Raw genomic sequence first — 13871 nt, forward strand, 5'->3', positions numbered from 1 at the left:
GTCATTTCTTTGCTTCCAACGGGGTCGCAATATCGGCTTTCAATTCATGTGCGGCCAAGGGGTCAAGGAAGGGGTTGCGATAAAGCTTGTCGTGGCTTTCAACGCCGACCTCCAGCGTGCAGTCGCTCAAAGGGCGGGCGACACAGAGGATTATGTAGCCATTGTTGATCTGGCGGTTGTTCAGCGCCCGCTGCGCCTTTTGATCGACTTTGCCGCTGATCATCTTGGCCGCACAGGTGATGCAGCCGCCATACTTGCAGCCGTAGGGCAGGTCCACGCCCTGCTCGCGCAAGCTTTGCAAGAGGGGTTTGCGCCGGTCGACGTCAAAGGCCGCGCCGCCTTGATTGGCGAGAGTGATGGTGAAGTTGGTCATACCCAGATGTCGCTCGTGCAATCACCGCCGGGATAACGGGTTTCGTGGCAGCGGCTTGGTCCATTTGGTTCCTTGCCAAAATCAACGACGAACAGCGGATCAATTTCCATGCCGCCGTTTTCCGTGTCGCAATTGACCATCAGCATGCATCCGCCATTGGTGCGGATTTCCGGATAGAACTGGTTGTCCCAGGTCGAGAAGAGCGAGGTCGTCACATAGAGTCGCTTGCCGTCGAGGCTGAGCTGTATCATCTGCGGCCCGCCAGTCACTTTCACGCCATTGACCTCAGGCGCACGGCCGAGAAGGCCGCCCATCCACACTTGTCCGGTAAGCTTGGCGTTGTGAGGGTCCGAGATGTCATACTGACGGATGTCGCCGTGCAGCCAGTTGCAGAGATAGAGGTACCTGTCGTCCATGCTGAGCAGAATGACTGAAATCACGCCCGGTATTGGAATCGGCCATTCGGGATGCGGCTCATTGCCAACATCGACAATTTTTTCCCATTGCCAGTCACCCGCCGCATCCTTCCACCAATGGATGATATTCGCCGAAAGGGCCGCGCCGACAAAGCCGTGACTGCTGTCGGGATCATGATGGAAGCGCACTTCCAGCGGAATCAGGCCATCTTCACCGAGATAAAATGTCTGCTTCGGCTCCTTCTTTTCAAAATCCCAGAGATGGATCTCCCGGCCATATTTCAGATGGCCAACCTCTTCCAGGTCAAAGCCAGGCATGAAGGTGTTGGGCGCGGCCCACTCCGAGCTGACCATTACGTTGTGTCGCGGCTGGTACCAGAAATCATAACCAAACTTGATACTGCCCATGGAGTTCTCCCAGCGGCCGACAATCTCGAACTCCTTGCTGAGTTGCAGATAGCCGCCGGGGGCATTGCCTTGAGCATCGCCAAGCATGGAAACAATGATGTCCGAGCCGAGGCAATGCACTGTGTGCGGCGCCGACAGATTGGTCCTGGCCTTGATTTCAGCGCCGTCTATGACCTTGAACAGGGTCGGATTGCGCGGATCGGTAGCGCAGTCGACAATATGCAGATTGGACGAGCGCACACCCGGCACAATCAGATATTTCCGCTCCATGCCCGCATCGCCATGGCAGGACGAACAGGCATTCCAGCCTGAATGATGAAGCTCATCGCCAATGCCGGGCATTTGCAAGCGAGAAATCACCTGGCTGTAGGTCGAACTCTCCGGGTCGACATCGATGGTGCACAAATAGTCCGGCTTCTGGATGCCCGTACCGGTGTAGATGGCAATCGTATAGAGCAGCTTTTCGCGAGGCGCCCTCATCGCCTCGGCAGGAGAAGCATAGCCCGGTCCACAGCAATGATTGGTCATGGGCACGTCCCCAATTTGAACAGATCACGGCCAACCCCAACGGGGTCAGGGTGGAATGTTAGTGCATGCTTGGCATTGGCGCTACGGCCGGGGTGGTCGGTGAAGCGCACCGTGATGGACAACCCGGCGACAGGGCGCCTATGGGACCGTCCAAGGCGAGCTTTTTATCCGGGCGAAACACTGGTGGGGCGATCGGAGATCGGTGCCTGGACAAGGCCCAAGGGAAAGCGCCCGGCTTTGCAATACGCCGCCCTAGATATTCTCCCGCGTATAAACCTCAAACGGCAAGATCGTCGTAAAATTCCCCCCCTCGTTCGGAGCCGAGACGGCGCGGACCATCCCTGCCAGCGCTTCCTGGGCGATGCGGGCGAGCGGGTGGGAGATGATGAAGGTCAGCGTGCCGTCGAGCAGCGCCGGGCGGGTCGAGTCCATCAGCTCGTAGCCGACGACGACGAGGCTGCCAGCCCGGCCGGTGGAGCGGAGCGCTGCAATGGCGCCAGTGATGCCGCCGCCGGCGACATAGAGGCCACAGAGATCCGGATTTTCGTTGAGCAGCTTTTCGGTCATCTCCTGGGCGATGGCGCTGGATTCGAAGGTGAGCAGCGGCTCGAGCAGCGTGAATTCAGGCGCGTGCTCGCGGAAATAGGAGCGGAAGCCGCTCTCGTTCATCTCCTGGCAGCGGTAGCGATGATTGCCGACGAGGATGCCGAGCTTGCCGGGTGCCTTGCAGACGTGCTCGAACACCCAGGCCGCGGTGCGCCCGACCTTCCAGTTGTCCAGCCCGATGTAACGCACATGCCCCGTCGCTGAGATCTGCGAGATCAGCGCGAAGACCGGCACGTTGCGGGCATTGAGCGTATCGACGGCCTGCGTGACCAGCGGATGGACCGCGGCGACGACGCCGACGGCGTCGCATTCGGCGCCGAGCGCCAGCAGGCGCGCGGCAACGTTCTGCGGCGACAAATCGTCGAGAAACTCGGTGCGCAGCTCTATTTCGCAGTCGGGAATGGTCGGCGCCACCGCGCGTATCGCTTCGGCGATGTTGCGGTAGAAGGCGCGGCCGGGCTGGTGCAGCAGGAAGCCGAAACGGTAGCGCGGCCGTGCCGCCGCGATGCGGCTGCGCAGTGCGCCCATCCCGTAGAAGCCGATCTGCTCGGCCGCCAGCCTGACGCGCTCGCGCGTGCCCTGGCGGACGGCGCCGGCGCCGCTCAGCACCCGGTTGACGGTGGCCACCGAGACATTGGCCTCGGCGGCCACATCCCTGATCGTCGGCCGCTTGTTCTGATCCATTTCGTCTCATCCGCTTGGTGCAATTGATACGAAGATATCATTCATCGTGCCAGGTTGATATGAATGACACAATCCAATTGGAACAAACATTCTATTCTTGATTCATTTTGGATCAAGATGTTTATCTCTGAAAAAGCAAGCAAGGCGGACGCACCGCCAGCCCAGGGAAAGCAGCAGCACAGCGCAGACGGGTTTTCGCCCACCGCCTTCAGGCGGTGCGAGGCAGCGTGCGCGTGCGGCCCTCCCAGGGCATCGGCAGGTGCGGCATTGCGGGTGGAGGATTTGCATGGACGATCTGAAATACGGTGTGCGCGACAAGCGCGGCGACTGGAAGCCGAACGGGCGCATCGAGGCGGTGCCGCTTTGGAACTGGCCGCCGAAACTGCCAAAAATCCTGGCATGGCTGCCCGGCTATATCTGGCCGTGGAATGCCTTCCACATGGCCACGGCGCTGATCTACTGGTTCTATGTCGTGCCCGGCGTCGAGACGATGAAGACCATCAGCTGGGGCTGGGCGCTGTGGCTCTACGCCGTCAACGCCGCGGCGATCCTGGTCTTCTACGGCATTTTCGAACTGCGCTACTACATCAAGCGCGCCCAGGCGACGCGGTTCAAGTACAACCACAAATTCCCCGGTGATGCGCCCTCCGACGTCTTCTGGTTCCAGAGCCAGAACCTCGACAATTTCCTGCGCTCGTTCTTCATCACCATCCCGCTGTGGACCGTCGTCGAAGTGATTTTTCTGTGGTGCTTTGCCAATGGCTACGTGCCGTGGGTCGGCTGGCAGGACCACCCGGTCTATCTCGCAGCGCTGGTGCTGATCGCGCCGGCCATCCACGAGGTGCATTTCTTCTTCATCCACCGCCTGATCCACTGGGGTCCGCTCTATCGCTGGATCCATTCGGTCCACCACAATTCGATCAACCCCTCGCCCTGGTCGTCGCTGTCGATGCATCCGGTGGAGGGGTTTCTCTATCACGCGGTGGCCTTCTGGCACCTGATCATCCCGTCCAACCCGATCGTTGCGCTTTTCCAGCTGCATGTCGCCGGCTTCGGCGCCGTCAATGGCCATCTCGGCTTCGACAAGCTTGAGGTGAGCGAGGACACGGCGGTCAACAGCCACGCCTACACGCACTACCTGCACCACAAATATTTCGAGGTGAACTATGGCGGCGACGGGTTGATCCCGCTCGATCGCTGGTTCGGCACCTGGCACGACGGCACCCGGGACGGCGACGCCGCGATGGACGCCCGCTTCCAGAAAAAGAAGGAACGCCTGAACGCCAAGGCCGCGGCGAACCATTGATCAATCGATGCGATGCGCAACGGGAGAGGTGCGCACCGGCAGATGAATTCAGAGTTTTTCTGAACCCGTCGGACGACGGCAACCGGGAGGAGACGACATGAAGCGTACAACGAAACTTTTGACGGCGATGATGACCGCGGCAGTGCTGGCGACAGGCGCCACGTCAGCTATGGCCGATGGGGCGAAGATCTTCGTCATCGGCGGCAAGGCGGACGATCCGTTCTGGTCGAAGGTCAAGAAGGGCGCGGACGATGCCGGCAAGGTCGCCGAACTGACAGGCGGCTCGGTCACCTGGCTCGGTCCGCAGAACTACGACAATCTCGGCCCCGACGCCGCCAAGCTGATCCGCACCGCGCTCAGCCAGAAGCCGAGCGCCATCGTCGGCCCCGACTGGGTGCCCGAAGCCATGGATGACGCCTTCAAGGAAGTGGTTGCCGCCGGCGTGCCGCTCATCATCTACAATTCCGGCGGCATGGATGCCGCCAAGCGGCTCGGCGCCATGAACTATGTCGGCAACGAGGAATACGCGGCCGGCCTCGGCGGCGGCACCTATTTCGGCAGCCACGGCGCCAAGAACGTGCTGTGCGTCAACACGCTGCCAGGCTCAACCAACACCGAAGACCGCTGCAAGGGCATCGCCGATGCCATCGCCAAGAGCGGCGGCAAATCCACCCAGCTGCCGCTGCCTTCATCCAGCTTCGGCAACCCGACCGCGGTCGCCGAAGCGATCAAGGCGGCCGTACTGAAGGACAACACCCTCGACGGCCTCATCACCATCAGCGCCGGCGACGCCAACAGTGCGGCCAACGCCATCAGCCAGGCCAGTGTCGGCGACAAGGTCAAGCTCGCTTCGTTCGACATGGACGAGACCGGCCTGCAGCGCATCAAGGACGGCACGCAGCTGTTCTCGATCGACCAGCAGCCTTACCTGCAGGGCTATCTCGCGGTGTCGCTGCTCAATGGCTTCGTCAACTATGGGCTCGACCTGCCGACCAAGCCGGTGCTGACCGGACCGGGGATCGTCGACGCCGCCAATGTCGACGCGACGTTGGCTGGTGCGGCGGCCGGCGCCCGGTAACTTGCGCAAAATGAGTGTCCGGCCCATCCACGGGCCGGACATCGCCGCCCGGCGCCCCAGACGAGGGTTGCGCCGGGCCCCATTGTTCAAGCCAGGGACCAGTTCGATGACATCCCAAGCCCATGACCAACCCGCAGTGGTAGCGACTGCACCACCGCATTCTTCGATGCCCTCGATCGGCAGCCTGGTGCGGCGCCCCGAGGTCGGCTCGCTGATCGGCATGATCGCCGTGCTGGTGTTCTTCTCGATCTTCGGCGGCGCCAACTTCATGTCGGCCGGCGGTGCCGCCAGCTGGCTCAACGTCGCCTCGGAACTCGGCATCATCGCCCTCCCCGTCGGATTGCTGATGATCGCCGGACACCTCGATCTCTCGGTCGGATCGATGATCCCGGCCAGTTCGATGACCATTGCCATCATCTCGGGCCACTATGGGGCACCGATCATCGTCGGCATCCTCGCCGCGCTCGGTCTTGGCCTTGCCGTCGGCTTCATCAACGGGGTCCTGGTGATCCGCACCAAGGTACCGTCCTTCGTCGTCACGCTGGCAACGCTGTTTGCGCTGGCCGGCCTGACGCTCGGCCTTTCGATCATCCTGTCCGGCAGCACCAGTGTCGCACTGAAGAGCGGACCGATCGCCAAGATGGTGTTCGGCGACTATCTCGGCGGCAAGTTCCAGGTCACCCTGTTCTGGTGGATCGCCGTCGTCCTGATCGTCGGCTTCATCCTGAATTTCTCGCGCTTCGGCAACTGGATCCTGGCCATGGGCGGCGACGCCGTCAGCGCCCGCAATGCCGGCATACCGACCGACCGTGTCACCATCGCGCTGTTCATGAGCAGCGGCCTGTGTGCGGCCTTCGTCGGCATGTCGCAGGCGATCCTCTACAACAGCGCCCAGGTGGCGGCGGGGCAGTCGTTCATCTTCAACTCGATCATCGCGGTGGTCATCGGCGGCGTTCTGCTTACCGGCGGCTACGGCTCGGTGGTGGGCATCGTGCTCGGCACGCTGACCTTCTCGATCGTCAACCAGGGCATTTTCTACACCGGCTTCGACGCCAACTGGGCAAGCCTGATCATCGGCGTCCTGCTGCTCGCTGCCGTGCTGATGAACAACACCTTCCGCACCATGGCGCTGACCTACGCGCCGCGCACCAAATCGAGGGCACGCTAGTGACCACGCCCCTGCTCCGGCTGACTGGAATAAACAAGTCGTTCGGTCCGATCGACGTGCTTCATGACATCTCGCTCGAGGTCAACAGAGGCGAGGTGCTGTGCCTGCTCGGCGACAATGGCGCCGGCAAATCCACGCTGATCAAGATCCTCTCCGGCGTCCACAGGCCGACATCGGGGACAATGGAAATGGGCGGCAAGGCGGTCGAATTCGGCAGCCCGCGCGATGCCAGCGACCATGGCATCGCGACGGTCCACCAGTTCGGCGGAACGTTCCCGCTGATGAGCATCGGCCGCTCCTTCTTCGTCGGCGCCGAGCCGACGCGGCGCTGGGGTCCGCTCACCATCTACGACCGCAAGCGGGCCAACGAAACCGCCGTCACCGAGATGCGCCAGCTCGGCATCACCCGCATCGACGACGGCGATCGCCTCGTCGGCGGCCTGTCGGGCGGCGAGCGCCAGGCGCTGGCCATCGCGCGCGCCGTCCATTTCGGCGCCAGCGTGCTGATCCTCGACGAGCCGACCGCGGCCCTTGGTGTCAAGGAGGCGGCGCATGTGCTGCGCATCGTCCTGCAGGCGCGCCGCAAGGGCATCGCGGTCATCTTCATCACCCACAATGTCGTGCATGCGCTGACCGTCGGCGACCACTTCGCCGTCCTCATCAGAGGCTCCAAGGCCGCCGATTTCCGCAAGGGTGAGAAAAGCCGCGAAGCGATCACCGACCTCATGGCCGGCGGCGAGCAGATGGCTGAGCTCGAAGCCGAGATCGAGAGCTTCTCGGCGACCAACGACGGGCATGCGCCGCGCGACGGGGCGCATGCGTGAACCCAGTGAAGATGCCTTCCACACGGGCATCTTCCCTCCCGGGCGGGGGCGGCCGGCGGACACATGGTCCGCCGGCCGACTTTTCGACCAACCGAGGACCAAGGCTGCAGGACGACAATGGCAAAGTGGATTGATGCGTGCGCGACGGATGACATCGAGGAAGAGGACGTCATCCGCTTCGATCATGATGGCCGGACATTCGCCATCTACCGCAGTCCCGACGATACATTCTACTGCACCGACGGGCTGTGCACGCATGAGAAGGTGCATCTGAGCGACGGGCTGGTCATGGAACACAGGATCGAATGCCCGAAGCACAACGGCGTGTTCGATTACCGGACCGGCGAAGCGGTGCGCGCGCCGGTCTGTGTGAACCTTAAAACCTACGCCACGAAGGTCGAGGACGGCCGCGTGCACATTGAGGCCTGACATGTCCGACACTTTCTCGCTCGCGGAGGCGTTTGCCTCTAGCGATCCCGAGGCGGCCTTGCTGGCCTTCCGCGACACTTTCACTGTCTGAGGAACGAGAATGGTCACCAAGAGCAGCCGCCCCACCGTCGCCGACATCCGCGCCATGAAAAGCCGCGGACAAAAGATTTCCATGCTCTACGTCACCTCGCTCGAGGAGGCGGCGGCGGCGAATGCGGCCGGCGTCGACATGCTGTCGATCGAGGGTCGCTTTTTCACGCCCGAGATGCGCGACGCCGCCGGCCGCTGCTTCGTGCAGGTCGGTCTCCCCTACGGCCCGTTCGGCAATCTGATCACAGCCGAGGACTATCTGAAAACCGCCTATCACTACATGCGCATCGGCGGCGACTGCTTCTACTGCGCCGCCTCGCTCGATATCCAGAAGACGCTTTGCGACAACGCGGTGCCGGTCGTCGCCCATGTCGGCCTGATCCCCTCGCAATGCACCTGGACCGGCGGCTTCAAGGCCGTCGGCAGGACCGCCGAGAGCGCGCGTGCGGTGTGGGACCACGTCAAGCGGCTGGAGGCCATCGGCTGCTTTGGCGCCGAGCTGGAGGTGGTGCCCGACCGCATCGGCGAACTGATCACCGCGAATACGCCGATGATCATGCTTGGCATGGGCGCCGGACCACATGCCGACGCGCAATATCTGTTCAGCGAGGACGTGCTCGGCCACACCACCGGCCACAAGCCGCGCCACGCCAAGACCTACCGCAACTTCGCCGCCGAATATGAACGGCTGCAGCGCGAGCGTATCGCCGCCTATCGCGAGTTCATCTCCGACGTGCAGACAGGCGCCTATCCCGAGCCGCAGCACGTGGTCCCGATCACCGACGCCGAGCTTTCGAGCTTCAGGACCGCGCTCGGCCTCTAGCGCCGTCCCTCGCCCGCGCTGCACAGCACGGCTCACCGTTATGTCTTGTTTGGCTAAGATAGCGGAACCTCCAAGGAACATGTCGGTCCGGTTTCCGCGCTTGCGACCTCAGACCTTGGTCCTAACAAAACAGCGCAAAAGTCCTATGTAGCCTAACTGAAGCCCGGCCGAAGGAACATCTCGCCGCGCATACCGTTTGCCGCATGATTTCCGGCATGAAACCGCCGGACATGTGTCGGGAGGATAGCGCCATGCCCCATCGGTCGACCATTATCAAAACCGGCCACGGTCCAGGTACCGCGATCGCCGTGCTGATGGTTGGGGTGATGGCGATCGGCATGGTGTTCGTCGTCCTGGGCGGCCTGCTCTACCTCAACGACCGGCCAGAAGATCAACGCCCGCTGTCTTCGGTTCCCGCCCGGTCGGTTCAGCCGGGCTAGCGAGGGGCGGCGAACTGAACGCCTTTGGCGTTGAAGCAGGGGAGACAGGGCCGAGTTCATAGCCAGTGACCACCGCCGGCGGGCTAAGTTCGACGCCGCCTTGCGTTCATATTAGCGATCACGCATATCGAGATCAGCCGGCGACCGCCAGAAGCCGGCTAGGCCCGGCCGGCAAATTTGCACCAGGCCGCCGGGCCATTCTTTCGCATGCGGGTCACTTGACAACGCAGTGCCCAACTTTGCTACGAGTCCCTGTGCTGCCGGAGCAGCTTGAGGCGAGGCGTTGCCCTGGCCAATCACATTACCGTGAAAAAAGATGCGGCATCCGGGAATAAATCGTCGCTGGCGCTGGTCTTCCATGCATACGCTGCTGATTGACCTTGAAGGAACGCCACACTGCAAGCCCCCACACTGACGCGCAATGCTTGTGCTCAAGCATCCGGATGGACGCATCGTTGCGACCCGCTGTGTGATTGACATCGATGAGACACTTGCTTTCAATTTCACCGCAGCTGGCGACCCGGCATATGTCGGCAGGGTTCGCTCGCAAGGCAGAACCATCCTCGCCCCATGAGCACAGCTCAAGGCGAGGCGCACATGACGGTGCACCGATGCTGAGCAGCAATGCGCAGGCCGACCGCTTCAGCGAAGTGGTAATGCCTCACCTCGCCGACGCGCTATCGCTGGCCCGCTGGCTGACCGGCAATGCCACCGACGCCGAGGATGTCGTGCAGGACGCCTGCATGAAGGCGCATGCCAACATCGCCAGCTATGCCGGCGGCAATGCACGCGCCTGGCTGCTCACCATCGTTCGCAACTCGTGCTACACATGGCTGGCGCGCAATCGCCCGCGCAGCATCGTGTCGGTGGGCGACCTCGGCGATCTCGACGAGGTGAGTGCCGCTCACGCAGCCGATCTGACTGATAGCGAAAGCCCGGAGGCGAGCCTGATCGCCAAGGCAGACACGGCGGCCCTGGAGGCGGCGATCGCCGCCCTGCCGCAACCCTTTCGCGAGACGCTGGTGCTGCGCGACATCAATGGCCTCGCCTACCGCGATATCGCAGCCATGCTGGGCGTGCCGATGGGCACGGTGATGTCGCGGCTGGCGCGGGCGCGCGGCCTGCTGATCTCTGACCTTGGGAGGGCGCAATGAACGCGCACAATGACGGATTGCCCGAGGACGCCGCAGGCATGAACCTGATGCTGCACGCGCTGGTCGATGGAGAGCTCGATGCCGCCGCGGCAATGGCGGTCGAGCGGCGCATCGCCGCCGATCCCAAGCTGGCGGCCGAACATGCCCGCATCATGGCCTTGCAAGGGGCGGTGGCCAGGCTTCCGAAGCCGCAGGTGAGCGACGCGTTCAGCGCGCGCATCGCAGCGATGGCCGCAGCCGGCAATGTGGAGGTGCTGCGCCCCAAAGCGCCGCCGGCGCAGGCGAAGGCCACTCGAACGAGGTGGTCAGCGCGCAACTTCGGATCCTTCGATTGGCGCGCCATGGCGGCGTCGATCGTGATCAGCGCGGTGCTGGCGAGCGGCGCGACGCAATGGGCGATGCAGCCTGGTGCAATCGATGGCTTTGCCGCGGGGGTGGCCAGCGGCCACCAGCGCAGCCTGCTGGCGACGAGCCCGGTGGATGTCGTCTCGTCGGACCGACACACGGTAAAGCCGTGGCTCGACGCAAGGCTCGGCCTTTCGCCACCGGCGCCGGACATGGCGAAGGACGGATTTGCGCTCATCGGCGGCAGGGTCGAGGTCATCGGCGGTAGGGCTGTTCCGGCGCTGGTGTATCGCCACCGCGAACATCTGATCACCCTTGTCGCCGAGCCGCAAAATGCAGGGGCGGTAACCGACCCTGTCGATCTCTCGGAGGGCGGCTTCTCGCTGGTGCATTGGAGCGACGGCGCCTTCTCCTATTGGGCGATTTCCGACATGGAGCGGCCGGAGCTCGACGATTTCGTGGCGCGCTTCCGCGCCGCTGTCGTCACCGGCTGATCGCCGTCCGTCCAGACCTCTTCAGCTGATATCACCGCTGGCGCAGACCCTGCGTGGGTTGACCGACCACGGCAGCAGCATGGTGCCGACTTCAGACGCATGCTCGTGCAGTATCGGCTGGCCCAGTTCCGGACGGACGCGCCCCTGATTTTGGGATTCTGAAAGAATCTCGCGCCACCCGGGAATAAAGGGATGCCCTGGCGAGTCTTGTTGTTAGCGGGGCCAATTTCCCGGCACGCAACCAAGAAACGAAACAAGGACCTACCGAAATGACCAAGCTCGCTCTCAGCGTGGCTGCCATGCTGCTTGCCTCAAGCGCTGCCTTTGCCGGCAGCGACCATGGCGCCAACAACTCCAACCAGCCGGTCGCTACAGTCGACACCAACGCCACTGCTTCCATCCCCTCCACCCCGCGCCGGGACGGCGTCGACACCAAGGTGACGACCGGACCGAGCCAGGGGTCGGTTCAGGACATCATCACCCGGCACAACAACGACGGACTCTGGGGCCGCTGAAGCGCCTCCGAACAACTTCTCTCACCATTCACAAACAGGAACCATCGACATGAAAAAGATCGTCCTCACCGCTGCCGCCATCCTCGTTGCCACTGGCACGGCTTTCGCCGGCAGCGACCACTACGGCTCGAACACCTCCAGCCAGCCTGTCGCGAGCCATTCGGCTTCAAAAATCGACACCACTCACACCGGCTCGATCCGAAAGGCCAAAAAAGCACAGGATGACGCCAATGCCGGCGTGCCGGCTCAGTACGGCCAGGGCATCTGGGGTAACTGAGGTTCTCGGGTCAGGACCGACAGGTCAGCAATCAGGACGGAGGGCCACGACTGGCTCTCCGCCACCCCACCCTCACCGCTTCACACAGGAGATCATCATGTTCAACATGACACGTCGCACATTGCTTGGGTCCGCGGCTGCCGCTGCCGCTTTCGGCCTCGCCGGAAAGCTTGAATTCAGCCGTGCCTTCGCCGAAACGCCGGTCGAGCCGGCCGTCGGCTTCTACAAATACAAGGTCGGCGATATCGAGATCACCGCCATCTATGACGGCATCTGGCGCAAGCCGCATGATCCGGCCTTCATCAAGGGTGTCTCCGTCGAGGACACCAAGGCGGCGCTGGCCAAGGCCGGCCTGACGACGGATTTCATGCCCATCCCGCTCACCGTCGTCGTCCTCAAGATGAACGGCAGGCTGATCATGATGGATGCCGGATCGGGCGTCGGCCAATGGCAAACCAATGCCACCCATCTGCCGGCCAACATGGCCGCCGCCGGCATCGACTACAAGGCGATCGACACCATCATGATCTCGCATTTCCATCCCGACCACGTCTGGGGCCTGATGGAAAAGGGCATCAGCGCGCCTGTGTTCCCCAACGCCGAGCTCATCGTCAACGCCGCGGAATACAAGTGGTGGACCGACCCCGGCCGCCTGGCAAAACTGCCGGAGGGGCGCAAGCCGGCGGGCAAGCGCATCGCCGAAAACTTCCCAAAATGGAAGAACTGGAAGCTGGTCGAGGACGGCGCCGAAGTGGCGCCCGGTATCCAGATCATCGCCGCGCCCGGTCATACGCCCGGCCACTCGGTCTACCTCGCGAACTCCGGCAAGGAGCAGATCATGATTTCGGCCGACACGATGTATGTGCCGGCACTGCTGGCACCGCATCCGGAGTGGCAAGGCAGCTACGATCAGGACGGGCCGACGGCGATCACCACGCGCCACAAGCTGATCGATCGTGTGATTGCCGACAACATCCGCATCTCCGGCTCGCACTTCCCGTTCCCGGGTACCGGCACCTTCGTCAAGGACGGCAACGCCTATGGCTTCACCCCCGTGCAAATTTAAGCGCGGCAATCCCTGCAAAGCGAGAAAGACAATGAAACCTTCCCTCTTCAACAGGCACGTCCTGTTCGGGCTGCTCGGCGCCGTTGCCGTGCTGACCGCGGTTCCGGTCGCCGTCACCGTGCCGGCCTATGCCGTGGACAACATCGAAGGCGGCGACGCACCCGACCTCACGGCCGTCAAGGCCAAGATCGATGCCAAGGACTACAAGGGCGCGCTGGCGGATCTTCGCGACCTGGCGCAGGACACTCAGCAGGCCGACGTCTACAATCTGCTCGGCTTCACGCTGCGCAAGACCGGCGACTACACGACGGCGCTGACCTACTACACCAAGGCGCTCGAGCTGAAGCCGGACCACAAGGCGGCGCGCGAATATCTCGGCGAGCTCTATGTCGAGACCGGCGACATGGCCAAGGCCAGGGAGCAGCTGGCATCGCTGACACAGCTCTGCCCGGCAGGCTGCGAGGAACGCGCGGACCTGCAAAAGGCCATCGACACCAAAGTGACCAAGTAAAACCAGGCAGGCACCGCAGGGCGCCTGCTCCTTCCCTATTGCCTGGAGCCAATCGTGACAACGACCCAAATCGCCTCGAAATTGCACCTCACCGACTTGATCCTGCTGACCGGTCGCCTGCTGCTTTCATTGCTGTTCGTGCATGAAGGCCTGGAGCTGGCGACGCATTTCGAGGGTGCGGCGAAAGCCATGGCCGCACTTGGCGTCAGCCTGCCGCTTCTGTTGGCCACCATAGCACTGCAGCTGGGAGCCGGTCTTTCGGTCGGCCTTGGCCTGCTGACGCGCCTGGGCGCGGTCGCGCTCGGACTGTTCTGCCTGGCAACGGCAGCGCTGTTC

The 13871-nt window shown here is 62.9% G+C and carries 17 protein-coding genes; 14 read left to right on the plus strand and 3 right to left on the minus strand.

Features of this window, described 5'->3' with window-relative positions; all coding sequences use genetic code 11:
• Nucleotide 1 precedes the first annotated feature (1 nt).
• The 3 genes from AC1DXN_RS12210 to AC1DXN_RS12220 form a co-directional block, all read right to left on the minus strand.
• Complete coding sequence (locus AC1DXN_RS12210) at nucleotides 2–373, minus strand: 2Fe-2S iron-sulfur cluster-binding protein (RefSeq protein WP_477273980.1); 372 nt, start codon at nucleotides 371–373, stop codon at nucleotides 2–4.
• Nucleotides 370–1725 (minus strand): selenium-binding family protein, encoded by a 1356-nt coding sequence (locus tag AC1DXN_RS12215; RefSeq protein WP_477273981.1) that lies wholly within the window; start codon nucleotides 1723–1725, stop codon nucleotides 370–372. Before AC1DXN_RS12215 ends, AC1DXN_RS12210 begins: the two co-directional genes overlap by 4 nt.
• Before the next feature lie 252 nt (nucleotides 1726–1977).
• Entirely contained in the window at nucleotides 1978–3015 is a 1038-nt protein-coding gene (locus AC1DXN_RS12220) for a LacI family DNA-binding transcriptional regulator (protein WP_477273983.1), read from the minus strand.
• Between the two features lie 286 nt (nucleotides 3016–3301).
• On the opposite strand from AC1DXN_RS12220, the gene AC1DXN_RS12225 reads away from it, so the two are divergent.
• The 14 genes from AC1DXN_RS12225 to AC1DXN_RS12290 all read left to right on the plus strand — a co-directional run.
• Nucleotides 3302–4321 (plus strand): sterol desaturase family protein, encoded by a 1020-nt coding sequence (locus tag AC1DXN_RS12225; RefSeq protein WP_477273985.1) that lies wholly within the window; start codon nucleotides 3302–3304, stop codon nucleotides 4319–4321.
• A 97-nt stretch (nucleotides 4322–4418) separates the two neighbouring features.
• A complete protein-coding gene (locus AC1DXN_RS12230; protein ID WP_477273987.1) occupies nucleotides 4419–5399 on the plus strand; it encodes a sugar ABC transporter substrate-binding protein in 981 nt (326 codons plus the stop codon).
• A gap of 166 nt (nucleotides 5400–5565) precedes the next feature.
• The gene (locus AC1DXN_RS12235; protein ID WP_477274032.1) at nucleotides 5566–6567 is read left to right on the plus strand and encodes an ABC transporter permease; all 1002 of its coding nucleotides are present in this window, start codon (nucleotides 5566–5568) and stop codon (nucleotides 6565–6567) included.
• Nucleotides 6567–7391 (plus strand): ATP-binding cassette domain-containing protein, encoded by an 825-nt coding sequence (locus tag AC1DXN_RS12240; RefSeq protein WP_477421553.1) that lies wholly within the window; start codon nucleotides 6567–6569, stop codon nucleotides 7389–7391. Before AC1DXN_RS12235 ends, AC1DXN_RS12240 begins: the two co-directional genes overlap by 1 nt.
• A 117-nt stretch (nucleotides 7392–7508) precedes the next feature.
• Complete coding sequence (locus AC1DXN_RS12245; RefSeq protein WP_477242229.1) at nucleotides 7509–7820, plus strand: MocE family 2Fe-2S type ferredoxin; 312 nt, start codon at nucleotides 7509–7511, stop codon at nucleotides 7818–7820.
• A gap of 100 nt (nucleotides 7821–7920) precedes the next feature.
• The gene (locus AC1DXN_RS12250; RefSeq protein WP_477242227.1) at nucleotides 7921–8733 is read left to right on the plus strand and encodes a 3-methyl-2-oxobutanoate hydroxymethyltransferase; all 813 of its coding nucleotides are present in this window, start codon (nucleotides 7921–7923) and stop codon (nucleotides 8731–8733) included.
• A gap of 251 nt (nucleotides 8734–8984) precedes the next feature.
• The gene (locus AC1DXN_RS12255) at nucleotides 8985–9173 is read left to right on the plus strand and encodes a hypothetical protein (protein ID WP_477242225.1); all 189 of its coding nucleotides are present in this window, start codon (nucleotides 8985–8987) and stop codon (nucleotides 9171–9173) included.
• A gap of 614 nt (nucleotides 9174–9787) precedes the next feature.
• A complete protein-coding gene (locus AC1DXN_RS12260; protein WP_477243092.1) occupies nucleotides 9788–10327 on the plus strand; it encodes a sigma-70 family RNA polymerase sigma factor in 540 nt (179 codons plus the stop codon).
• Complete coding sequence (locus AC1DXN_RS12265) at nucleotides 10324–11166, plus strand: anti-sigma factor family protein (RefSeq protein ID WP_477273991.1); 843 nt, start codon at nucleotides 10324–10326, stop codon at nucleotides 11164–11166. The genes AC1DXN_RS12260 and AC1DXN_RS12265 overlap by 4 nt, the downstream gene beginning before the upstream one ends.
• Before the next feature lie 269 nt (nucleotides 11167–11435).
• On the plus strand, nucleotides 11436–11681 hold the full coding sequence (locus AC1DXN_RS12270; RefSeq protein ID WP_477273992.1) for a DUF680 domain-containing protein: 246 nt from the start codon (nucleotides 11436–11438) through the stop codon (nucleotides 11679–11681).
• A 49-nt stretch (nucleotides 11682–11730) separates the two neighbouring features.
• A complete protein-coding gene (locus tag AC1DXN_RS12275; RefSeq protein WP_477273994.1) occupies nucleotides 11731–11958 on the plus strand; it encodes a DUF680 domain-containing protein in 228 nt (75 codons plus the stop codon).
• Nucleotides 11959–12055: 97 nt separating this feature from the next.
• Nucleotides 12056–13024, plus strand: coding sequence for an MBL fold metallo-hydrolase (locus tag AC1DXN_RS12280; RefSeq protein ID WP_477273996.1), 969 nt, complete (start codon nucleotides 12056–12058; stop codon nucleotides 13022–13024).
• Nucleotides 13025–13055: 31 nt separating this feature from the next.
• On the plus strand, nucleotides 13056–13535 hold the full coding sequence (locus AC1DXN_RS12285) for a tetratricopeptide repeat protein (protein WP_477242215.1): 480 nt from the start codon (nucleotides 13056–13058) through the stop codon (nucleotides 13533–13535).
• 54 nt (nucleotides 13536–13589) lie between these two features.
• A partial coding sequence (locus tag AC1DXN_RS12290) for a DoxX family membrane protein (protein ID WP_477421555.1) occupies nucleotides 13590–13871 on the plus strand: 282 nt, incomplete at its 3' end.

The sequence above is a fragment of the Mesorhizobium sp. P2_H9 genome (assembly GCF_056403215.1).